We start from the raw sequence: 22,471 nt of genomic DNA on the forward strand, positions 1-22,471 counted from the left end.
GAGGTGCATTATGAAAATCACACTGAGCGTAATAAAGGCAGACATAGGGGGATTTGTGGGACACTCCGGTGTGCATCCGGAGGTTTTGCAAAAGGTTCAAGAGGTAGGGCTTAAAGAGGTAGAAAAAGGTAATCTCATTGATTGTCAAACACTGGTCTGCGGTGACGATATTGCCCTGGTTATGACCCATCAGCACGGTGTGGACAGCGAGCTGGTGCACGGTATAGCCTGGAGGGCCTTTGAGGAGGGAACGGCAGTTTCCAAAAAACTAAAACTGTATGGCGCAGGACAGGACTTGCTCTCGGACACCTTCTCCGGGAATGTTAAGGGTATGGGTCCGGGTGTGGCAGAGATGGAGTTTGAAGAAAGACCATCCGAGCCTGTAATTGTGTTTTTTGCGGATAAAACCTCCCCCAGTGCGTGGAACTTGCCCCTTTATGAGATGTTTGCAGACCCAATGGTCTGCGCAGGCTTGGTCATAGACCCCAAAATGCACGACGGCTTTACCTTTGAAGTGTTGGATACCTATACAGGAAAGGCAGTTAAGCTATCAACTCCCGCGGAGCTGTATGACCTTCTGGCGCTGATCGGCAGTGTGGAAAGGTATGCGGTCAAGAGTGTATGGAGGAATTCGGACGGAGAGATTGCGGCGGTTGCTTCCACCCAAAGGCTCTCCCTTATCGCTGGCAAGTATGTAGGAAAGGATGACCCGGTTATGATCGTTAGGGCTCAGTCTGGTTTTCCTGCGGTTGGTGAAGTGCTTGAGCCCTTTGCAAGACCTTGGATAGTGGAAGGATGGATGAGAGGGTCCCACAACGGACCTCTTATGCCCGTATCCTTTAAGCAGGCAACTCCCACCCGTTTTGATGGACCACCGAGGGTAATAGCGGCGGGCTATCAGATCGCCAACGGCAAGCTAATAGGTCCTAGGGACCTCTTTGATGACCCAGCCTTTGACAGGGCAAGGGAACAAGCCCAGCTTATGGCAGACATCCTCAGAAGGCAGGGTATTTTTGAACCCCACAGGCTACCCTCCGAAGAGATGGAATACACAACCCTTCCTAAGATCCTCAAAAAGCTGGAAGACAGGTTCTACGAGCTGGAAGAGGGCAAAAAAGCCCCCACCGGTGAAGAGCATCACACAGAAACGGACTGAAAGATGGAAAAGGTCTATAGTATAGAAGAAAGGGTGGTCCTCATAGTGGAAGAGTTTCTGGATAATGTGAAGGAAAAGGAGCCCTTTGCCTATTATTTGGAGGATTATCGTTTTAGGCTCAGGGCGAAGCTGGTGGAACTTTTGGCTACTCCCGCCTTTGACAGTGCCTTGGAGGGCATGTTAAAGTGCATAGAAGCCCGTATAAACAAGCTTGACCTTGAAAACGAAAAGGAGCTCAGAAGGGTTTTAGAGGCGGTAGAAAAAACCAATGAACTCTTAAAGGAGTTCCTTGAAGGGGACAAGGTAAAGGACAAATCGGTGCTATCTAAAGTATCTGGAAGGCTAGGCACCATAGCGGAGGAGCTAAGGCTGGAGATAAACAGAAGGTTCGGAGGATTCTTCAACAGAATAAAGAAGCTCTTTGGTAGGTAGCTCTTAGTGCTTTTCTTCTACTTTCACCGCAAGGATTTGATGGTAAAGCTCCCTTAAAATTTTCACATAATCCTCTTTGCCCTCCTCCACCAAGTCCATGAGGGCTTCCAGCTCCTTTGTCCATTCCTCAGAAAGAAACTTCTTTATGCTCTCTTCGGAGCTCAAAAATTCGTAGACCTTTTTGCCGAGGTTCGTAGGTATAAGAAAACCTTTCTTTTCTATCACATAACCCCTCTCTACGAGCTTGGCTATTATGGTGGCGTAGGTGGAGGGCCTGCCTATGCCTCTATTTTTCATCTCCTGCACCAACTCGCCGTGGGTGTAAAGGTAAGCCTTGGGTTGAACCTTTAGCGTCTTTCTATCTTTAACGTCTAACTCACCAAAAAGTGGAGGTTGCAGTTCAAACCTGAGGATTCTGTTCCAGCCATCCTCCAAAATATCTGTGACTAACTCCCGGGAAATTTCAAAGTCCCCCGCCCTTATGAGCACATCTATAACTTTAACCTTCACCGGTCTCATCTGGCTTGCCATAAACCTCTTAAAGATGAGCTCATACAAGAGGAGGTGATCTTTGCTAAAGCCGTCCACTCCTAACTGACCGCTGAGCCATAGGGACCTTAGTTCTTCTGGTTCCAAAGCTTTGGTAGGTCTAATACATTCATGGGCTCCACCTTCTCCCCACACCCTTGGGCTAAAGTACTCCTTTCCAAATTCCTCCTTTATGTATTCACCCGCTAAAGCTATGCCGTAGTCTGAGACCCTAACTGAATCTGTTCTGTGGTAGGTTATAAACCCCCATTCAAACAGGCTTTGGGCAAGCTCCATGGTCTTTGGCAGAGAAAACCTGTACCTATCGCTGGCATCCTTTAGCATAGTATCCGTTCTGTAGGGTGGAGGAGGATTTCTTAGCTCCTCCCTCTCTCCGAGGACTTTTATATCCACCTTTTCCAAGCTTTCAAAGAAGGCTTTTGCTTTATCCTTTTCCTCAAAGGTAAGCTCAAGCAAAAACTTCCTGCCATTTTGGGAGAGGTCTATTTGCACCTTATAAACTTTCTGCCTGTATTCCTTTTCCCTTTGTATGATCCAGCCCAACACGGGCGTTTGAACCCTGCCCGCAGAGAGCCAGTTTTTGCCGAGGGCACTCCAAAGTCTTTGGGAAAATTCAAAGCCTACCCACCGGTCGGAGACCCTTCGGACCACCTGAGCTTTAACCTTGTTTTCGTCTATGTCCCTGAGTTCTTTTAGGGATTTGATTATTGCCTTCTTGGTAACCTCGTGGAACTCCATACGCCTTATGCTTTTGACAAAGGGTCTGAGCAGGTTCGCTATGTCCCAACCGATCTTTTCACCCTCCGCGTCCGGGTCTGTGGCTATAAAAACTTCTTGACTCTCAAGGGCTAATCTTCTAAGGCTGTTGATCACATCCTCCTTTCCTTCAATTGCTTGATAAATTGGGCTAATATACCCATCCACCAAAACTCCGTGAAAGCCACCCTCGGTCACTAAATCAAGGACATGCCCCAAAGACGCACTGATCATCAAATACAGACTTTCGGTGGATGTTTCATAAACCTCATGCCCGTTTACTCTCCTCCTGACAGGCTTTCCAAAGAAGTTGGCTATGGTGCGCGCCTTGTTGGGAGACTCCACCACCAAGAGGATGGGCTTTAGCAATGTGTTCCTTTCTTGAACCTCCTGTCCCTCAAGGAACTTTCTTATCAAAAGCCTATCCCTGTCTATTTCAGCAAGGACGCTTTCAAGGTCAATTTGCCCTAGCTCCACAAACTCTATATCGTCGCTGAACCATCGGACTTTTTTCTGTAAATGCTTAAAAACCCTTCTGTCATCCACCAACACCAGGCTTAGACCTTTGCTTATTCCACCCGCAAACATACGGGATGTCCTACCGCTGGCTTGAAGATAGCCGGTGGCATCGGAAACAAAAAGCTTACCACCATCCTCTTCAAGCTTAAGGGTAATATCCTCCGAAGTTTGCAAGAGCCTTGAGACCTCCTCCGAATTGAAAAATTCCTCTATCTCCCTCTTGAGGTTTTCAATCTTTTCCCTAAGCTGAGGTTTATCTTGCAAAAACTCCTCGCTCAGGTATTGGTATTTTTTCAAGGCTGTAAGCCAATTGTCAATTTTCTGAGATAGATGCGGAAGCTTTTTGACGATCTCCGCCCTTATGCTACTCAAAGCCCAGAGCAGGTGGGAGAGGTTCTCCTCAAACCTCAGAGAAACAACGATCTTTGGCACTCCGTAGAAGATGGCATACCTTACTACGTGAGGCATGTCAAAGCCCCTCGCCAGAGGGTTCCTATAGGACGCAATACCTATGAGCACATCTACCTCTCCCTTTTCATAACTGGCTAAGTTTTCTTCTGAGAGCTCCTCGTAGGTTAAACAGGCTATCCCCTTTTGGGAGAGTTCCTCCTTTAGGACATCCACGTACTCCTTCCCTCTGTCGGAGGGAACAAAGATCAGCCCTCCCTTGCCAAGCTTTCTGATCCACTCCTCCAAGGGAAGTTTGTTTATGTCTTCGTAGGTGTCCAACACGTTCCTAAGGTAAAAGGTGGGAGTTCCTACCTCAAAGCCCAAAAGTTCCCTAAAGAGCTTGATCCTGCTTGACCTTGGGTTAGAGGTAGCGGAGGACACCACAAGGACACCCTTTCTCTTTTGGGATACTCTGGCAACTTGTTCAGAGAGTTTTTTTATCTCCTCCCAATCCTCTTGACTCTTATTTAGCTTTTCCTTCAAACGGATAAGCCTTAGGGCTAGCTCTATATCCTCGGGAGAGAAGTTAAGAAGATAAAGGGCTTTGTCTATGTTTTTAGCAGTCTTCAAAAAGGAATCCACATCATCCACAAAGATAAAGGCAAAATCCTTCGGTAGGCTCTCATAGTTTTTGTAAAGAAACATGGAGGTGGAAACGAGCACCAAAAAGTCCCCCTCCTCTAACCTTTTCTTCTTTTCCCTTTTTTCCTTCTCTGTATCGTCTCCAAAATAGAGGATGTGCTCTTCGTCCAATCCAAAGCTTTTTAGCTTCCTTACAGTCTGTTCCACCAACAGCTTTGTGGGAAGGATCACATAGGACCTTTTGTTTTTCTTTGCCAAAAAAGAGACCATAGAAAGACCGAAGGATGTCTTGCCCACGCCAGTAGGTGCCAGTAGCCCAAAGGAATGTCCCATAAGCACCCTCTTTGCCCATGTCCTTTGCAGATCCCAAGGTTCCGCAGACACACCCTTTCTGAACTCCTCCACCCATTCTAAAAGTTCTTTTTCCACTTGGCAAACTTCCCAAAGGGTTCCTTCTTTTAGGCTCTTGCAAGGGTCCCCCTCTTTGGGCATACACCTTTCGCAGGGAAGTCCCTTCTCAAGCCTCTCTACGCTTATATCTCCACCGCAATTAGGACAAAGCTTGCTAAATATCGCCTTTACCATTTAGTTAAAGATTATACAAGACCTCCAAACTTAACCATTTCTTAACACACACTGCATAAACTCTCAAACTGAAAGGAGGTGGAAAAAATGAAAAGGTTGATAGTGAAGGACAGAAAGTTAGCCAAGAAGTTGGAAGATAGGCTAATAAAGAAGGGCTTGGTGGTAGCCCTTTGTGAAGGAGAGGAAAACTCTCCCCTTCTCAAAAAGGCGCAGGTGGTTATACAGGTCAAAAACGCTTAAAGAAGTTAAGGGTGTATTCTAAGGCAGAGAGGTAAGCTAAAAGGACCGAAAACCAAAGCACAGGGCTACCCAAAGGGCTACCGAGGGCGAGCAAGACCAAGGTGGTAAATTCTGCAAAGGTCTTGAGCTTACCAAGGGAGGAGGCACTCATAAGGTAGCCCTTTTCCACTGCAAAGCTTCTCAAAAAGGATATGTAAAGCTCCCTTATCAGCAAAAGGACAAAGGCGTAGGGAGAAACTTGCCCAAGGTAGAGATAGGCAGAAAGGCAGGAGAGCACAAAGACCTTATCCACGAAAGGGTCAAGGAGAACACCCAATTTGCTTACCTCATTCCTTTTCCGGGCAGTGTCTCCGTCCAACCAATCGCTGAGTGCTCCCAAAAGGATCAGAAGAAGGGCTAACTTGTGATGTTGGTTCAAGATGGAGGGTACAGCTAGAAAGATCAGCAGGAATCTAAAGAGGGTTATGTAGTTTGCCATTTGGGAAAATTATAACACGCAAAAATGTGCGTATACCGATATTATGAAATCTTAGTCTATTATGCTTAATTTTTTAAACAAGACCCCTTGACAAAGGTGCAGGATGTTAATATAATATCTATTAGCAAAACCCCAATAAGGAGGTGGAAAACATGGCAAAGCTGAAACCACTTTACGACAAGATTGTGGTTAAAAGGCAAGAAGAACAAGAACAAAGAACTGCATCAGGAATAATCATACCCGATACAGCCAAAGAAAAGCCACAAATCGGAGAAGTAGTAGCAGTGGGAGAGGGCAAACGCCTAAACAATGGTGAAATTGCCCCACTAAGGGTAAAGGTGGGGGACAAGGTAGTCTTTAACAAGTATGCGGGCACAGAGATAGAGCTTGACGGTGAAAAGTATCTCATAATGTCTGAAGATGAAGTTTTAGCAATCCTTGAATAAAAACCAAAAGGAGGTGAAGCCATGGCAGCAAAGAAGGTAATTTATGGAGAAGATGCAAGAGCTAAGCTAAAAGCTGGCGTAGATAAGCTTGCCAATGCTGTAAAGGTCACCCTTGGTCCAAAGGGAAGGGAAGTAATCATTGAAAAGAAGTGGGGTTCACCCTTGGTTACCAAGGACGGTGTAACTGTTGCTAAGGAAATAGAGCTAAAGGACCCCTATGAAAATATGGGTGCCCAACTGGTGAAGGAGGTTGCCTCCAAGACCGCCGACGTGGCAGGAGACGGTACCACCACTGCAACAGTCTTGGCACAGGCAATCTTCACAGAAGGATTGAAGGCAATAGCCTCCGGTGCCAACCCAATGGATATCAAGAGGGGTATCGACAAGGCGGTAAGCGTAGTGGTAGAAGAGATCAAAAAACTCTCCATACCTGTCTCCGGTAGGAGGGAAATAGAGCAAGTTGCAACCGTGTCCGCAAACAATGACCCAACCATAGGAAAGATTATCGCAGATGCTATGGAAGCTGTTGGAAAGGATGGTGTGATCACCGTAGAGGAGTCCAAGTCTGCGGAAACCACCTTGGAAACAGTCCAAGGTATGCAGTTTGACAGAGGTTATCTATCTCCTTACTTCATAACCAACCCCGATAAGATGGAGTGTGTCCTTGAAGAGCCATACATTCTCATATATGAAAAGAAGATCTCCAACGTAAAGGACTTGCTACCAGTCCTTGAACAAGTTGTTAGGGCAGGAAAGCCCATCCTCGTAATAGCGGAGGATGTGGAAGCAGAAGCTTTGGCAACATTGGTAGTGAACCACATAAAGGGTGTAATAAGGGCTTGCGCAGTAAAAGCACCCGGCTTTGGTCAAAGGAGGAAGGATTATCTCCAAGACATAGCCATACTCACCGGTGGAACTGCTATCACTGAAGAACTCGGTATTAAGCTTGAAAGCGTCACCCTTGACATGCTCGGAAGGGCAGACAAGGTAATAGTAGATAAGGACAACACCACCATAGTGGGTGGTAAAGGTTCCAAGGAAGCAATACAAGCAAGGATAGAACAAATCAAGAAGCAAATTCAAGAAACCACCTCTGATTACGATAGGGAAAAGCTCCAAGAAAGATTGGCAAAACTCTCCGGTGGCGTTGCCATAATCAGGGTCGGAGCTGCCACTGAGGCTGAAATGAAGGAAAAGAAGGCAAGGGTAGAGGACGCAGTGCACGCTACCAAGGCGGCGGTAGAAGAAGGTATAGTACCGGGTGGTGGTGTTGCGTTGGTAAGGGCTTCTGAGGCCTTGGACAACCTAAAGGTAGATAATCCTGACCAACAGATCGGTGTGGACATAGTCAAGAAGGCATGCAGGACACCACTCAGGCAAATAGCTGCCAACGCAGGCTTTGAAGGATACGTGGTTCTTGAAAAGGTGATCGCCCTCGGAAAGGAAAAGGGTGTAAATTACGGATTTGACGCAGCAACCGGTGAATACAAGGACATGGTAGAGGCGGGTATCATAGATCCCACCAAAGTGGTAAGAACTGCCCTAATGAACGCAGCATCCGTAGCTGGAACCATGCTAACTGCAGAAGCACTGGTGGCAGAAATACCCGAGGAGAAGAAGGACAAAGTACCCGCCTCTCCAGAAATGTCTGACTTGGACTAACATAACCAGCCCCCGTCAGGGGGCTTTTTTTAATTGGACCTTTTTACGAGCCATTATCTCAGAGACCTGTGCTGCCTTTTGGGAATCCATAGCAGACAAAATAGCCGCTGATTGAGTCGCCTTTAGGTTCAGAAGGATCTCCGCAGCAAGGTTTGGGTACATGTTGTTCATTATAGCTCCCGCTTCGTCAGGATCTGCCTTGTTGAAGATGGCAATCAGCTTTTGAAAATCTGGAGGGATCTCTTCCTTTTTGGGTTCTACCCTTTTGAGTTCTTCAAGCTTTTTTCTTTCCTCTTCTAACTTCTTTAACTTTTCCTCCAACTCCTTGGAAACAGCCTTCAACTCGCTTTCTACCTTTGCCTCTTTCTTTGCCTTTATCTTCTTCTGAAGGGCACTCTGGTCAAAAGAGATCAAAGGAAAGATCAGCGAAAACACAAGGAATTTTTTTATAAGATGGAAAAAGTTTGCCCTTTGCATCTCAATAGAAAACTCTTTTCTTCTCATCTCCGTTTCCAACTTTCCCTTTACTACTTCAACCGCCTTTATGTCCTTGTATATGATCTTTAGTTCATCCTTCCTTTTTTCAGCTTCCTTTTCAAGCTCTCCCAAAGCCCTTTCAAGCTCACTTTTTTTAGAAAGAAGGCTTTTATATTCTATAAGCTTTTCAAAGCTGAAGGCTTGCTTTATGGTCCTTTCAAGCTCTGTCATTCTGTCCTCAAGAGAAGCTATTTCCTCTTTTAACGCTTGGGCTCTTGCCCTTAACTGCTCCAGCTCCCTCGCCCTTTCCTTTTTTTGCCAATCCTTTATCCTCAAAACTCCTTTAATCCACCGCATATATTCCCCTCAGGTTCCTACCCTCCTCGTCCCAATCCAAACCGTAGCCCACCAAAAATTTATCGGGCACTTCAAAACCCACATAGTCCGCCTTGAGCTCCACCTTCCTCCTTTCTTTTTTATCAAGCAAGACGCAGACCTTAAGCACAGAGGGCTCCTTTTCTCTCAAAAACTCTACCACCTTCTTTAGGGTGTAGCCCGTGTCTAAGATATCATCCACAAGGAGCACCTTTTGGTCTTTTATATCCATAGAAAGGTCCTGAAGGATACGCACACTGCCCGAAGACTCCTGAGAGGAACCGTAGCTTGAGACCCACATAAAATCCACCTTTACTGGCACCGAAAACTCCCTTATGAGGTCTGCGGTAAAGACAAAGGAACCCTTAAGCAAAGACACCACCACAAAGTTTTCTCCCAGATCCTTCTCTATCTCCTTTGCAAGCTCTTTGACCCTCTCCTTTATCTTCTCCTCCGGGATTAAAAGGCTGAGGGACCTTCCTTTTATGTGCATGGTTTAAATTTTATTCGTAATCAAAGTTTTTCGCTTCCAGCCAAAGCTTATCCATCTCCTCCAGGGTCATATCCCTTAGTTCCCTTCCCATCTCTTTTGCCCTTTTTTCCATATATCTAAAGCGCTTTTCAAATCTGTCGTTTGCCTTTTGCAAACACTCTTCCGCATCCACCTTTAAAAACCTCGCCAACTCCACCACTGCAGTAAGCAGGTCTCCAATTTCATGCTCCACATCCCGTTTATCCCCCTTTTGAATTGCCTCCTTCAGTTCTTCCAGCTCTTCCGCTATCTTTTCAAAAACCTGTTCTATGCTTTCAAAGTCAAAGCCCACAAGGCTTGCCCTGTCTTGCAGTTTTTGGGACCTCATTAAGGCAGGAAGGCTCCTCGGCACTCCATCCAGAATGCTTTCTCTATCCTTAGCCTTCTTTTCCTCCCACCTCTTTAACACCTCCTCCGCACTTTCACACCCAAAAACATGGGGATGCCTTTCTATAAGTTTTTGATTTAACGCCTTTATAACATCCCACACATCAAAGGCTGAACGCTCCTTTGCAATTTGGCTATGAAAAACCACCTGCAACAGTACATCTCCGAGCTCTTCCTTCAGTTTTTGATCGTCTTTGCTGTCTATGGCGTCCAAAAGTTCATAAACCTCTTCAATTGCATACTTTCTTAAGCTTTCGTGGGTTTGCTTTCTGTCCCAAGGGCACTTTTCCCTCAGGTTCTCCATTATCTTTAAAAGCTCCTCAAAGGGAGTCATTGGTATTCCACCGTTTTTATGTGCACTTCCTTTAGCTGTTTGGGAGACACATAGTCCGGCGCACCCGTTAGGGGGCATATACCCTTTTGGGTTTTTGGAAAGGCGATCACATCCCTTATGGAGTCCAACCCACGCATTATGGCAAGCAGACGGTCCAAGCCTATGGCTAGACCTCCGTGGGGCGGTGCTCCAAAGCTCAAAGCCCTCAAAAGAAAGCCAAACTTCTCCTCCGCCTCCAAGGGAGATATGTTTAAAAGTTTAAAGACCAGCTCCTGAAGGTCCCTACGATGGATCCGAATGGAACCACCACCCACTTCATAGCCGTTGATGACAAGATCATACGCCCTCGCCCTTACCGAATGCACAAGCCTTTTCCTCTCTTCCAGATCCTCCGTCTCTAAGGCTTTTTGTAAAATCGGAATATCCTCCTCCCTTGGAGAGGTAAAGGGATGGTGCAAAGACACAAACCTGCCCTCTTCTTCGTCCCACTCCATTAGGGGAAAGTCTACCACCCAGAGAAAGTCAAAGCGGTCCTTTTGCTGAAGGTTAAAGAGTTTGGCAAGATGAAGCCTTAAATTTCCAAGGATTTTATAAACCATCTCCCTTTTGTCTGCGGAGAACAGTACGGTATCTCCGGGCTTTGCCTTTGTTCTCTCAAGGATTCCCTTGATCTCCTCTTCCTTTAAAAACTTGGTTATAGGGGAGGTTAGCTTGTCCCTTTCAACCTTTATCCATGCCAAGCCCTTTGCACCCAATGATCGAACGAACTTGGTAAGCTCATCCAGGTCCTTCCTTGAAAGCTCTCCCAAGTTAAAGTTTATAGCCTTTATTACACCACCCTTATCTATGACATCCTTGAACACTTTAAACTCGGTGTTTTTGAAAAGGTCTGTAAGTTCCACAAGCTCCAAGCCAAACCTTCTGTCGGGCTTGTCGGAGCCGAACCTCTCGATGCACTCTTGGTAGCTGAGCCTTTCAAAGGGTGTTTTTACCTCAACTCCCAAAAGCTCCTCAAAGAGGGTCTTTATCAACTGCTCTGTGATGGCTATAACATCCTCCTCATCCACAAAGGACATCTCAAAGTCTATTTGGGTGAATTCGGGCTGTCTGTCTGCCCGCAAGTCTTCATCCCGCAGACATCTGACAATCTGAAAGTATCTGTCAAAGCCCGCAACCATAAGAATTTGTTTAAAAAGCTGAGGAGATTGTGGCAAAGCGTAGAACTTACCCGGATGCAACCTTGAGGGCACTATAAAGTCCCTTGCTCCCTCTGGTGTAGATTTGGTCAAGAAGGGCGTCTCCACCTCCACAAAGCCGTTCTCCACAAAGACCTTTCTTATTATCTGATAAGCCCTGTGCCTGAAGAGGAGGTTTTCTTTCATACTTTCCCTTCTAAGGTCCAAGTATCTGTACTTGAGCTTTAGCTCTTCTGAGATGGGTGTTTCTTCATTCACCGGAAAGGGCAAAGGCTCTGCACTGTTTATAAGTTCCACATAGTTTGCCAAAACCTCAAAGTTTCCCGTTTTTAGCTTTGGGTTTTCTGTACCGGGTGGTCTTCTTCTGACAACTCCCTTTATACATATAACGTCCTCTGAGCCCAGCTTGTCTGCCACTTCGTAAGCGGAGGGAGAGCTTTGCTCCTCCACCACCACCTGCACTATACCCTCTCTGTCCCTCAGGTCTATGAACACCACCCCTCCGTGGTTTCTGACCCTATGGACCCAACCGCAGAGAACAACCTCCTTGTCTAAATCCTCTTGGGATATTTGTCCGCAGTATTTGGTGCGTTTCATCATAAGCAAAAGATTATAAGGGATGTGAACTACCCCACCTCCTATAAGGTGGAGCTTCCTGCTTCAACGCATGATGGCTTTTTAGGTATCCCGTAAGGGATACGGTCATCCACCAGAGCATGCTCCACAGGCTTAACTTCGGGTCGTTCCAACCCTAGGTCCCTTGATTATCGGGACGCTTATTAGTATAGACCAAAATAAGAACCCTGTCAAGTCTGATTTAGGTTAAAAAGGTTTCCCGGGCACCTTTTCCCAATCCTTGAGGAAAAGCTCTATGCCTTTGTCGGTTAGCGGATGTTGGAAGAGTTTCTTCATCACCTCAAAGGGCATGGTGCATATGTCTGCCCCTATGAGCGCTGCCTCCAACACATGCATGGGATGTCTTACGCTTGCCACTATTATCTGAGTGTCAAAATCATAGTTGTCAAAAATGGTCTTTACATCCCTTATGAGCTTCATGCCATCGCTGGAAACATCATCCAACCTGCCTATGAAGGGAGACACAAAGGTGGCTCCCGCCTTTGCGGCAATAAGTGCCTGAGTGGGAGAAAAGACCAAGGTAACATTAGTGGGTATTCCCTCAGATTCAAGCTCCTGAACCGCTATCATACCCTCCGGCGTCATGGGGATTTTCACCACCACATTATCACCAAGCTCCGCCAACTTTCTTCCTTCTTCCACCATACCCTTGGCATCCCTTGATACCGTCTCCAGGCTAACGGGACCATCCACCAACTGCAGTATTTCCTTTACAACTTCCATAAAGGGTCTTCCTGTCTTGGCTATGAGGGTTGGGTTGGTTGTAACGCCATCCAGTATGCCCCATTCTAAAGCCTGCTTTATCTCATCCACATTTCCTGTATCTAAAAAGAACTGCATGGCAAACCTCCTTTACCTTATTTTAATTCCCTCTTGATCTTTTCGTAGGCACTCACCAGGTATCCTAGGAAGGCGTTTTCCGGTTGAGCTCCCACAAACTCTGCCACACCCCTGTTTATAACGATCTTTGGCACACCAACCACCTGATAGGCCTCCGCAAGGTCCATGTTTTCGCTGGCGTCCACGATCACTGCGCTTATATAGTCGCTTGCGATGGCAAAGTTCATAGCCATCAGTGCAGCAGAGGGACAGTAGCCACAGGATGTGGTCACAAAGACCAAAATTTCCATGGGTATGTCTATGGACTGGAGTATCTCTAAGGTTCTTTCGCTAAGTCTGGGTTTTCTCTTTGAAACTTGAATGATGCCGTTTATGAGGGTTGAAAACTCAAGCCCCGCAGGAAGTCCCACATACCTTATGCCATAATCCTTATCTCCCTCTATAACAATGGTAGGCACCCTCTCAATGCCATAGGCGGATGCTTTGTCTTTGTCTATCAACGGTGAGTATATTTCAAGCTTTACTTTACCTTGGGATAGGCTTTCCACTTCCTTAAGAAGTTCTTCCGCAGTAGAGCATGTCTCACAACCTATAGCTTGGCTAAAAAGCTTTAGATTCACAGGGTTTTCAAGCTCCTTTTCGAACATATCCCTTAGCTGTGCTCTCACTTCTAAGCTCAAAAGCATTTTTTGACCTCCTTTATGAGTTTATAATTATAAGCTCAAATGCTTAAAATCGGCATCACCATAGGAGATCCGGCAGGAGTGGGACCAGAGATAATAGTGCGTCTGATGGACCACCTGGATCCACAGTACGCATACATGATATACGGAGAGGAGAAGATCTTAAAAGCCTGTGCAAAGGAACTTGGAAGGGATTTTACCGCCAATTTAATAAACAGCCCACAGGAAGTAAACGCTCCGGGCGTTTATCTCATTGACCTGAACATATGCGACGTAGAAAGACCATCCCCCTCTTACACTTCAGGAAAGGTGGCAGTAGCCTATTTGGCAAGGGCTGTGGTGGATGCAGTCTATGGCAACATAGACGGGCTTTTGACCATGCCCATAAGCAAGTTTTGGGCTAGGATGGCGGGCTTTTCTTACGAGGGTCAGACGGAGTTTTTGGCACAGGCTTTTAGGGTAAGGGATTATGCCATGTTGATGTATTCAGAGACTATAAAAGTTGCCCTGCTCAGCACCCATATATCTCTGAAGGAGGCAATAGAAAGGGTCAAGAGGGAAAACATAGTAAAAAAGGTCAAACTTTTGGCGGAGGAGTTTAAAAGGTGGTTTAAAAAATCCCCCCAGATTGGAGTTTTGGGATTGAACCCCCATGCAGGAGAGGGTGGAACCATTGGAGAGGAGGATATAAAAGAAATTGCTCCCGCGGTGGAGGAGTTAAAGTCTATGGGATACATAGTGGATGGTCCCCTATCCCCGGACATTGCCTTCTTAAACAGAGACTACGACCTATTTTTGTGTATGTATCATGACCAAGGGCTAATACCCTTTAAACTTTTAGCCTTCAGAGAAGGAGTAAATATGACCCTTGGAATTCCCTTTCCAAGGACTTCTCCCGACCACGGAACCGCTTACGATATAGCCTGGAAAGGAATAGCAGATATCTCTCCCTCCCTACATGCTTTAAGGCTATGCGAAAGGTTGGCTAAAAACAACAGGTGAAAGGGGGCGCAAAGCCCCCACAGGAAGATTACTTCTTCTCTTCCTTCTTTTCCTCTTTCTTTTGTTCTTGCTTTTGCTCTTGCTTTTGCTCAGCCTTTTTAGCCTTCTTGTGTTTCTTTTCCTTCTTCTGCTCTTGGGAAGCGGGCTTTTCTTCCTTCTTTTGCTCAGCTTGTGCGGGCTGAGCGGCTTGTTGTGCCATTGCGGCACCTGCAAAAGCTACTGCTAAAAGGGCTGCTAAAAGTTTCCTCATGGCAACACCTCCTTATAGGGTTTTGATGTGATTTATATTACAGTTTTAAAGATGAAAATTTCATGAAAAAATGGCGGAGCCTATCCTAACTATGGTGGCACCCTCTTCTACGGCCACTTCAAAGTCCTCAGACATGCCCATGGAAAGGTGAGGAAGCTTTATCTTATACAACTCCTCCAGCTTTTCTTTTAACTTTCTTAGCTTCACAAAGTAGGGTCTTACCTCCTCTGGGTTTTCCTTGTGAGGAGGGATCGCCATAAGCCCGAGAACTCTCAGATTTTTTAAACTCAGGCAGTATTCAAAGAGTTTTTCTAAGTCCTCCTCATAAACACCTCCCTTCGTCTCTTCCTTCCCTACATTTACCTCAATGAGAACATCCTGAACCTTTCCGAGCCTTTCTGCCCTCTTTTGAATTTCCTCCGCAAGGGACGGCCTGTCTAAGGAGTGGATTAAAGATACTTTGTCTATGATGTACTTCACTTTGTTGGTTTGCAAGTTTCCTATAAAGTGCCAGTCTATGGGTAGGTCCTTGAGCTCTTCAAACTTCTTAAGAAAGTCCTGGGCTCTGCTCTCTCCAAAAACACGCACGCCACATTGATAAGCCTCTCTTATCTTTTCTGCGTTGGCATACTTTGATGCACCAAGGAGCAGGACCTCCTCTCTTTTTCTTCCTGCCCTTTCGCAAGCCCTTGCGAGCCTCTGCTCAATCTCTTGGATTTTGTGGCAAATCACATTATAATTATATCCTTAGCCGGAGTGGCGGAACTGGCAGACGCGGGAGATTCAAAATCTCCTGCCCGCAAGGGCGTGGGGGTTCGAATCCCTCCTCCGGCATAAAAAAAAAACGATGAAAAGCATAATAGTTCTCTTTTCTGGAGGATTGGACAGCACCACCCTTCTGTGGCTTGCAAAAAAGGAGTTTGACAGGGTTATTGCCATATCCTTTGATTACGGGCAAAGGCACAAGGTAGAGTTAAAGCACGCAAAAGAGTTAGCAAAGCTGGCGGGCGTTGAGCATCTAATAGTGGATGTGCCATCTTTGAAGGGAATAACCACCTCCGCCCTTTTGGAGGGAGGTCCAGAGGTGCCTTCAGAAGATTACTCCAACGCACCACCCATTACCACAGTGCCCATGAGAAACCTGATCTTTTTAGCCATCGCGGGGGCTTACGCGGACGCCTTGGGGATAGACACGGTGGGCATAGCGGTGCATTCTTTGGATACTCCTTATCCCGATTGCAGACCGGAGTTTATAACCTCCGCCCAAAGTGCCCTCACTGCAGGTTCTATCTTAACTGCTACAAAGAAGGTTCCCATGAAAATTTACGCACCCTTTTTGGGCATGACAAAGAGGGAAATTGCCCTTTTGGGGAAGGAGCTGGGAGTTCCCTTTGAAAAAACATACTCCTGCTATAGGGGTACAGAGCCACCCTGTGGAGAGTGTGCCACCTGCAAACAAAGGGAGGAAGCCTTAAAAGGACTTTTATGAACAGCCTTGAGCCAAGCCACTTACCTCAAGCTTTTATTTTGGTCCTCTTTGCGGTAGCCTTATCTTACTTTTACAACCTACGGGCAGAAAAGGATTTGCTTGAGAGCTCCATAAGGACTACGGTCCAACTTCTTTTGGTGGGCTATATCCTCCAGTTTGTCTTAAAAGTGCAATCCTTTGCCTTTCTAATGCTCATTCTCTTTTTGATGTCTATCTTTGGGAGCATAACTGCAGTGGAAAGGTTCAGGCTACAGGGTAGCTTTGGAAAGCTCTTTTTAAAGAGCTACATAGCTCTGGTGGTCCCGTCCTCCTTTGTGTTTGTTCTGCTCTATCTGATGGGCTACGTTAGAAAGGACCCGGTTAGTATGATCACTCTTTGGGGCTTGGTGCTTGGCAATTCCCTCAGCAACGTTTCTTTGACCTTTGAAAGGATGCGTTCAGAAGCCTTCAACCGAATAAGGGAGATAGAGGCAAAGGTTGCCTTGGGTACTCCGTTAAAGAAGGCTATGGAGGAGGTTATCCAAAACGCTATAAGAGTGTCTATGATGCCAAAATACAACATGCTCAGGTCTGCGGGGCTTGTGCACATACCGGGCGTGGCGGTGGGCATGATCGTGGCTGGTGCAGACCCAATCGGTGCAATGGTCTTTCAGGTGGTGGTGATGTTTGTCTTGCTTACGGTATCCTTCTTCACTTCCTTTTTAACAGCCCTTTTGACTTATAGCTCTGTGCTTAGATAGTTATAATACTATGCCTGTGGAGGAGGTTTATAAGCTTTACGGGCTCACGAAGGAGGAATATGAGAGTATAGTCAAAAGGCTTGGTAGAGAGCCAAACCATGTGGAACTTGGTATTCTTGGTGCCCTTTGGTCGGAGCATTGTTCTTATAAATCTTCAAAGAGGCTTTTGAAGCTCTTTCCTACCCAAGGAGAGCATGTAATTCAGGGACCGGGGGAAAATGCAGGCGTTGTAAAGCTTGATGATAAAGTCTGGCTCGCCTTTAAGATAGAAAGCCACAATCATCCTTCCTTCATAGAACCCTTCCACGGCGCTGCCACAGGTGTGGGTGGGATCATAAGGGATGTGCTCTCTATGGGTGCAAGACCTATAGCCTTGATGGATTCTCTGCGGTTTGGTTTGCCACTAGATTCAAAGACAAAACACATAGTAAAAGGCGTAGTAAAGGGCATATCCCACTATGGCAACTCGGTGGGCATTCCCACGGTGGGCGGAGAGACCTTTTTTGAAGAGTGCTACAAGACCAACCCTCTGGTGAATGCTTTTTGCCTTGGCATAATTCCTGCGGGCAGGATGTTCCGGGCGAGGGCAACAAAACCCGGACAACTGCTCTTTTTAATAGGCTCTTCCACTGGAAGGGATGGCATACACGGTGCGGTTATGGCGTCCGGTGAGTTCAGCGAAGACACAGAGAGCAAAAGACCCAACGTGCAGGTGGGAGACCCTTACTTTGAAAAAAAGCTCATAGAAGCGCTCATGAGGATAATAGAGGAAGATCTGGTGGTGGGTATTCAGGACCTTGGCGCCGCGGGTCTTGCGGGTGCATCCTCCGAGCTGGCAAACAAATCCAAAATGGGCGTGGTGCTATACCTTGAAAGGGTGCCTCTCAGAGAAGAGGGAATGAACCCTTATGAAATTCTCCTTTCTGAGAGCCAAGAGCGAATGCTTTTGGTGGTAGAAAGGGACAAGGTTCAAAGGCTGAAAGAACTGGCAAAGGATTTCCACTTGGAGGGTGAGGTGGTGGGGGAAATGACCGATGATGGTATGTTCCGTGCCTACTTCCACGGGGAGCTTGTGGCAGAACTGCCCGTAAGCCTAATAACCGAGGAAGCACCCGTTTACGAAAGACCAAGCAGGGAGCCCGATTACATAAAGCAGGTTAGGTCCTTCAAAGAAGAGGAGTTAGAGCAAAAGGACATAAAGGATTCCCTTCTTAAGCTTTTGTCCTCTCCCAACGTGTGCTCCAAGGAGTGGGTTTACAGTCAGTATGACTATCAAGTGGGGACAAACACGGTGTTGGTGCCAGGGGGAGATGCTGCGATTCTGCGTATAAAGTGGGTAGTAAGCCCGGAGATAAAAAGCGAAAAGCTCGTAGCCTTGAGCTGTGAGGGGAACGGCAGGATGGTCTTTCTGAACCCTTATGAAGGCGGAAAGTACGTAGTGGCGGAAGCCCTCAGAAACCTTGCCTGTGTGGGTGCACAGCCCTTGGCCATAACGGATTGTCTGAACTTTGGAAATCCAGAAAGGCCGGAGGTAATGTGGCAGTTGGAGATGGCAATAAGGGGGATGGCGGACGCCTGCAAGTTCTTTGGGGTGCCCGTAGTAAGCGGAAATGTGTCCCTCTACAACGAAACGGTGGAGGAAAAGGAAATCAGAAACATATACCCAACTCCCATTTTGGTGGCAGTGGGTGCCATAGAAGGGAAAAGGTTCGTAACCCACAAGTTTGAGGAGGAGGGTAGTTTGGTCTTTTTGATAGGAGACCTGAAAAGAAGCTGGGGCTTGGGGGGTAGCGAATACTTAAAGGTGGTGCACGGAATTGTGGCTGGAGATGTGCCCGCGGTGGACCTGAAGAAAGAAAAGTTACTGCATGAAACCCTAATAAAGCTAATAAAAGAGGAAATAATTCTTTCTGCCCACGATGTATCCACCGGCGGACTTATGATTGCCCTCTTAGAGTGCCTCTTTGGCACGGGACTTGGTCTAGAGCTAAACCTTTACACCGAGGAAGCCCTTGATAGGTTCTTCTTCTCCGAAAGTCCCACAAGGGTGGTGGTTAGCGTAGAAAAGGATAAAGAAGAACTTTTGAAAAACTATGTGGAAAGCGTGGGATTGGATTGGCTATATTTGGGTAAAGTAAAGGGTGAGCCAGAGCTTATTGTGAAACTCTACGAAGAGCCCATACTCAAAGAGAATGTTGAAGATCTGGAAAAACTATGGAGAGATTCTTTAGCCAATATGCTTTAACCTACTTGGCGGTCTGCTTTTTTGTATTGATGGTAGACCTTTATACAAAACACCTGGCGGAGCAGTTTATAGAGGGAGAGGTCCAAATACTGCCTTTTCTCAAGCTGGTTATGGTTTATAACAAGGGCGTAGCCTTTGGACTCTTTTCCCAAGCTCCCGACTGGCTGAGGCTTCCCATCTTGCTACTTTTTCCACCCATTGCGGTCCTTATAACCTTTATATACTCCATAAAGCAAAAGGATCCTGTGGTTTCCCTTTGCATGGGTGCCATAGGTGGTGGAGCCCTTGGGAACCTATACGACCGCCTCTTTTTGGGACAGGTAAGGGACTTTATCTACCTTTCCTACGGGAAATTTTCCTACCCTGCCTTTAATTTGGCGGATGCCTCAATCTCTGTTGCAATAGTTGTTTTTCTTTTTTATGAGTTTTTCAGGAAAAGAAAAACTTACGATCTGCACTGAAAATTTTCATTTTTTATTCATATAAAAGTCGTAAGCTATAAATTAAGGAGGTGTAAAAATGAGGAAGTTGGTTTTGGCACTTCTTATGATTGGCGGACTGTCCTTTGCAAAGGATCGTGTCTTCTTTTCCGTGGGAATAAACCTAGGCATTCCTTATTACTGCCCTGAGAGGGTGGTATACGTGGAAAGACCGGTGGTTTATCGTTCCTACTACACTCCCGTTTATTACATGACAGTGGAGAAAAGGATAGTCATAATTCATAAACACAAGCACAAACATCGGAAACACTGGAAAGAGTGGGAGTAATTTAGAAAAGAAAATTTGACAACATATATCCTGCGGATTAAGCTTTTCGGGGAAGGGGGTTTATTATGACTGAAATCTACATCAACGGAAATTTATACAAGGTAAGCTTGCCCGAGGATACTCCTCTTCTTTGGGTGATAAGGGAGCATATTGGCTTGACTGGCACCAAGTTTGGATGTGGTAAGGGTATATGTGGAGCTTGCACAGTCCTTTTGGAAGAGGAGCCCATCCGCAGCTGCATAACTCCCTTAAAGGCGGTAAAGGGTAAGAGGATAACAACCATAGAGGGTATCCCCGCCAACCATCCGGTAAAGAGGGCTTGGGTGGAGTTGAACGTGCCCCAGTGCGGTTATTGTCAGCCCGGTCAGATAGTGGAGGCTTACGCACTCCTTAAGAAAAACCCAAGGGCGAGCAGGGAGGAGATAGTAAGAACCATGTCTTCCCACCTTTGCAGATGTGGAACTTATCCAAGAATTTTGAGGGCAATACTTAGAGCCCAAAGTATGATGGGGGTTAAAACATGATAGACAGAAGGGATTTTGTAAAGCTTACTGGTTTGAGTTTGGTACTTGTTTTAACAGAGGGAGGGTTCAAGATAATCAAAGGAGCACAAGAAGAAATAATAAACCCAGTTCTCTGGGCAAACATAACCAAAGACAATCACCTTGTTTTTTTGGTTAACAAGTCGGAGATGGGGCAGGGGGTATGGACAGGGCTTGCTATGTTGGTGGCGGATGAACTGGACTTCCCTTGGGAGAGGGTAAGGGTAAGGTCTGCACCCGCAGGACCTCAATACATAGACAGAAAGTTAGGCATGCAACTGACGGGTGGAAGCACCAGCGTAAGGAATATGTACGACTTTTTAAGACAGCTTGGTGCCACAATGAGGGAGATGATAATAAATCACGCCTCTGAAGAGTGGAAGGTGCCAAGGGAAAGGCTAAAGGCAAAAGGAGGCTATGTTTTTGGAAATGGAAAAAAGGCTTCTTACGGAGAGCTTTGGGAAGGGGCGGTAAAGCTTCCTATTCCCCATAAGGTTAAACTAAAGGAGCCCTCCGAGTTTATATACATTGGCAAAAACATTCCAAGAATAGACGCCAAAGAAAAGGTGGATGGAAGTGCTATCTTTGGTATTGATGTAAGGCTCAAAGATATGGTCTATGCGGTGGTGGAAAGACCTCCAGCTTTTGGCTGTAAGCTAAAGAGCTTTGACCCAAGTCAGGCGAAGCAGGTGGAAGGGGTAATAGATGTGTTTGCCATATCCACTGGGGTGGCGGTGTGTGGCAAGGATTTCTACTCAGCCCAAAAGGGAAGGGAGAGCTTAAAGGTAGAATGGACCGAGAGCTCAATAAAGGATTTTAACGACCAAAAGTTAGCACGCTACTACCTTAATGCCCTAAACAGGGCGGGTGCGGTGGCAAGGCATGATGGAAACCCAGAGGATGTAATATCAAAGGCTAAGGTAAAGGTGGAAGGCGTTTATCTTTTGCCCTATCTCTATCATGCCACTATGGAACCCATGGCCTGCGTGGCGGATGTGAGAAAGGATAAGTGTGTGGTTTATGCGCCCATTCAATCTCAAACTTGGGCTTTAAAAACCGTCAGCAAAATAACGGGCTTGGACGAAAAAGACATTGAAATATACACCACCTATTTGGGTGGAGGCTTTGGAAGAAAGGCAAACGTGGAGTTTTTAAGAGAAGCAGTGGAGGTATCCAAAAAGCTTGGAAGACCAGTAAAGCTAATATACACCAGAGAGGATGACGTAAAATCCGGCTGGTATAGACCTATGAACGCCACAAAGTTTGTGGGAGCCTTGGATGAAAAGGGGAGGGTAGTAGCCATACATCACAAAATAGCTGTGCCTGCGGTCTTTGAGTGGGCAGGAATGCCCTCAAAAATAGATAGGGCGGCGGTGGAAGGAATAGAAAACATGCCCTATTCGGTTCCCAACTTGCATGTGGAGTTTGTAAAAATTGACCTTCCTATACCTGTTTGGTTCTGGCGTTCGGTGGGAAGCTCCCACAATGCCTTCACCCTTGAGACGTTCATAGACAGGCTAGCAAAGGCGGGTGGTAGAGACCCAGTGGAGCTAAGGCTTGAACTACTCTCCAAAAATCCAAGAGCTCGGCGGGTAGTAGAGGTGTGTGCTGAAAAATCGGGATGGGACAAGGGTTCTCACAGGGGAAGGGCTATGGGATTAGCTTATCATTTCTCCTTCGGAAGTCATGTAGCCCAATGTGCAGAGGTTTCCTTGGACAAAAAAACGGGCAAAATAAGGGTACATAAGGTTGTATGCGTGATAGATTTGGGTCCCACAGTGGTGCATCCAGATTTGGTGGTTTCTCAGATGGAGAGCGCCATAGTTATGGGCTTAAGTGCGAGCCTAAAGGAAAGGGTGAGCTTTTCAGAGGGAGGTCCTCAGAGCCTTAACTTTGATACATATCCTCTCCTTATTATGGAAGAAACGCCGGAGATAGAGGTGCATATAGTAAAAGGGCAAGGACCCATGGGTGGCGTGGGAGAGCCCGGTCTTCCACCCATAGCACCCGCGGTGGCAAACGCATTACTCTGGGGATACGGCATAGAGGTCAATCAACTTCCCATGACTCCCGATTACATAAAAACTCTCCTATAAACCGCAAAAAGCTCGTTGCCTGAG

The 22,471-nt window shown here is 46.5% G+C and carries 23 protein-coding genes and 1 tRNA gene; 14 read left to right on the forward strand and 10 right to left on the reverse strand.

Annotated features, from left to right (window positions below; translation table 11 throughout):
• The first annotated feature begins 10 nt into the window (after positions 1–10).
• Both fbp and THERU_RS06685 read left to right on the forward strand, forming a co-directional pair.
• A complete protein-coding gene (fbp, locus tag THERU_RS06680) occupies positions 11–1,156 on the forward strand; it encodes a fructose-1,6-bisphosphate aldolase/phosphatase (RefSeq protein ID WP_025306506.1) in 1,146 nt (381 codons plus the stop codon).
• Between the two features lie 3 nt (positions 1,157–1,159).
• Positions 1,160–1,588, forward strand: coding sequence for a hypothetical protein (locus tag THERU_RS06685; RefSeq protein ID WP_025306507.1), 429 nt, complete (start codon positions 1,160–1,162; stop codon positions 1,586–1,588).
• Positions 1,589–1,591: 3 nt separating this feature from the next.
• On the opposite strand, the gene rgy is transcribed toward THERU_RS06685, so the two are convergent.
• Positions 1,592–5,029 carry a reverse gyrase gene (gene rgy / locus THERU_RS06690; RefSeq protein WP_025306508.1) on the reverse strand — a complete coding sequence of 1,146 codons (3,438 nt, stop codon included), beginning with the start codon at positions 5,027–5,029 and terminating at the stop codon, positions 1,592–1,594.
• An 87-nt stretch (positions 5,030–5,116) separates the two neighbouring features.
• On the opposite strand from rgy, the gene THERU_RS08620 reads away from it, so the two are divergent.
• Positions 5,117–5,269 (forward strand): hypothetical protein, encoded by a 153-nt coding sequence (locus tag THERU_RS08620; RefSeq protein WP_169727100.1) that lies wholly within the window; start codon positions 5,117–5,119, stop codon positions 5,267–5,269.
• Here the strand turns inward: THERU_RS08620 and THERU_RS06695 are convergent.
• Positions 5,256–5,747, reverse strand: coding sequence for a CDP-alcohol phosphatidyltransferase family protein (locus tag THERU_RS06695; RefSeq protein ID WP_025306509.1), 492 nt, complete (start codon positions 5,745–5,747; stop codon positions 5,256–5,258). The genes THERU_RS08620 and THERU_RS06695 overlap by 14 nt on opposite strands.
• A gap of 152 nt (positions 5,748–5,899) precedes the next feature.
• On the opposite strand from THERU_RS06695, the gene groES reads away from it, so the two are divergent.
• The gene (gene groES / locus THERU_RS06700; RefSeq protein WP_025306510.1) at positions 5,900–6,193 is read left to right on the forward strand and encodes a co-chaperone GroES; all 294 of its coding nucleotides are present in this window, start codon (positions 5,900–5,902) and stop codon (positions 6,191–6,193) included.
• Positions 6,194–6,214: 21 nt separating this feature from the next.
• Positions 6,215–7,855 carry a chaperonin GroEL gene (groL, locus tag THERU_RS06705; RefSeq protein ID WP_025306511.1) on the forward strand — a complete coding sequence of 547 codons (1,641 nt, stop codon included), beginning with the start codon at positions 6,215–6,217 and terminating at the stop codon, positions 7,853–7,855.
• 15 nt (positions 7,856–7,870) lie between these two features.
• On the opposite strand, the gene THERU_RS06710 is transcribed toward groL, so the two are convergent.
• From THERU_RS06710 to pdo, 6 genes are all read right to left on the reverse strand, one after another.
• On the reverse strand, positions 7,871–8,689 hold the full coding sequence (locus tag THERU_RS06710; RefSeq protein WP_025306512.1) for a magnesium transporter MgtE N-terminal domain-containing protein: 819 nt from the start codon (positions 8,687–8,689) through the stop codon (positions 7,871–7,873).
• Positions 8,676–9,200, reverse strand: coding sequence for a hypoxanthine phosphoribosyltransferase (gene hpt, locus THERU_RS06715; RefSeq protein WP_025306513.1), 525 nt, complete (start codon positions 9,198–9,200; stop codon positions 8,676–8,678). The genes THERU_RS06710 and hpt overlap by 14 nt, the downstream gene beginning before the upstream one ends.
• Before the next feature lie 10 nt (positions 9,201–9,210).
• The gene (gene mazG / locus THERU_RS06720; RefSeq protein ID WP_025306514.1) at positions 9,211–9,960 is read right to left on the reverse strand and encodes a nucleoside triphosphate pyrophosphohydrolase; all 750 of its coding nucleotides are present in this window, start codon (positions 9,958–9,960) and stop codon (positions 9,211–9,213) included.
• Complete coding sequence (aspS, locus tag THERU_RS06725; RefSeq protein WP_025306515.1) at positions 9,957–11,753, reverse strand: aspartate--tRNA ligase; 1,797 nt, start codon at positions 11,751–11,753, stop codon at positions 9,957–9,959. Before aspS ends, mazG begins: the two co-directional genes overlap by 4 nt.
• A 225-nt stretch (positions 11,754–11,978) precedes the next feature.
• Positions 11,979–12,632, reverse strand: a complete 654-nt coding sequence (gene fsa, locus THERU_RS06730; RefSeq protein ID WP_025306516.1) for a fructose-6-phosphate aldolase — start codon at positions 12,630–12,632, stop codon at positions 11,979–11,981.
• Between the two features lie 17 nt (positions 12,633–12,649).
• On the reverse strand, positions 12,650–13,318 hold the full coding sequence (gene pdo, locus THERU_RS06735) for a protein disulfide oxidoreductase (RefSeq protein ID WP_025306517.1): 669 nt from the start codon (positions 13,316–13,318) through the stop codon (positions 12,650–12,652).
• 39 nt (positions 13,319–13,357) lie between these two features.
• On the opposite strand from pdo, the gene pdxA reads away from it, so the two are divergent.
• Positions 13,358–14,317 (forward strand): 4-hydroxythreonine-4-phosphate dehydrogenase PdxA, encoded by a 960-nt coding sequence (gene pdxA / locus THERU_RS06740; RefSeq protein WP_025306518.1) that lies wholly within the window; start codon positions 13,358–13,360, stop codon positions 14,315–14,317.
• A 28-nt stretch (positions 14,318–14,345) separates the two neighbouring features.
• On the opposite strand, the gene THERU_RS06745 is transcribed toward pdxA, so the two are convergent.
• Together THERU_RS06745 and THERU_RS06750 are read right to left on the reverse strand one after the other, a co-directional pair.
• Complete coding sequence (locus THERU_RS06745) at positions 14,346–14,567, reverse strand: hypothetical protein (RefSeq protein WP_025306519.1); 222 nt, start codon at positions 14,565–14,567, stop codon at positions 14,346–14,348.
• A gap of 60 nt (positions 14,568–14,627) precedes the next feature.
• Positions 14,628–15,299 carry a YggS family pyridoxal phosphate-dependent enzyme gene (locus THERU_RS06750; RefSeq protein WP_025306520.1) on the reverse strand — a complete coding sequence of 224 codons (672 nt, stop codon included), beginning with the start codon at positions 15,297–15,299 and terminating at the stop codon, positions 14,628–14,630.
• 18 nt (positions 15,300–15,317) lie between these two features.
• On the opposite strand from THERU_RS06750, the gene THERU_RS06755 reads away from it, so the two are divergent.
• From THERU_RS06755 to THERU_RS06790, 8 genes are all read left to right on the forward strand, one after another.
• Positions 15,318–15,401 (forward strand) — tRNA-Leu (locus THERU_RS06755).
• Between the two features lie 13 nt (positions 15,402–15,414).
• Positions 15,415–16,056: a 7-cyano-7-deazaguanine synthase QueC gene (gene queC, locus THERU_RS06760; RefSeq protein ID WP_025306521.1), complete on the forward strand. Its 642-nt coding sequence runs from the start codon at positions 15,415–15,417 to the stop codon at positions 16,054–16,056.
• Positions 16,053–16,796 (forward strand): ABC transporter permease, encoded by a 744-nt coding sequence (locus THERU_RS06765; RefSeq protein WP_025306522.1) that lies wholly within the window; start codon positions 16,053–16,055, stop codon positions 16,794–16,796. Before queC ends, THERU_RS06765 begins: the two co-directional genes overlap by 4 nt.
• A gap of 10 nt (positions 16,797–16,806) precedes the next feature.
• On the forward strand, positions 16,807–19,041 hold the full coding sequence (gene purL / locus THERU_RS06770) for a phosphoribosylformylglycinamidine synthase subunit PurL (protein ID WP_245565816.1): 2,235 nt from the start codon (positions 16,807–16,809) through the stop codon (positions 19,039–19,041).
• Positions 19,011–19,502: a signal peptidase II gene (lspA, locus tag THERU_RS06775; RefSeq protein ID WP_025306524.1), complete on the forward strand. Its 492-nt coding sequence runs from the start codon at positions 19,011–19,013 to the stop codon at positions 19,500–19,502. The genes purL and lspA overlap by 31 nt, the downstream gene beginning before the upstream one ends.
• 58 nt (positions 19,503–19,560) lie before the next feature.
• Positions 19,561–19,809 (forward strand): hypothetical protein, encoded by a 249-nt coding sequence (locus tag THERU_RS06780; RefSeq protein ID WP_025306525.1) that lies wholly within the window; start codon positions 19,561–19,563, stop codon positions 19,807–19,809.
• Between the two features lie 65 nt (positions 19,810–19,874).
• Positions 19,875–20,333 (forward strand): (2Fe-2S)-binding protein, encoded by a 459-nt coding sequence (locus THERU_RS06785; protein ID WP_025306526.1) that lies wholly within the window; start codon positions 19,875–19,877, stop codon positions 20,331–20,333.
• Positions 20,330–22,447 (forward strand): xanthine dehydrogenase family protein molybdopterin-binding subunit, encoded by a 2,118-nt coding sequence (locus THERU_RS06790; protein ID WP_025306527.1) that lies wholly within the window; start codon positions 20,330–20,332, stop codon positions 22,445–22,447. The genes THERU_RS06785 and THERU_RS06790 overlap by 4 nt, the downstream gene beginning before the upstream one ends.
• Positions 22,448–22,471: the final 24 nt, after the last annotated feature.

It is taken from the genome of Thermocrinis ruber (assembly GCF_000512735.1).
Classification (GTDB): Bacteria; Aquificota; Aquificia; order Aquificales; family Aquificaceae; genus Thermocrinis; species Thermocrinis ruber.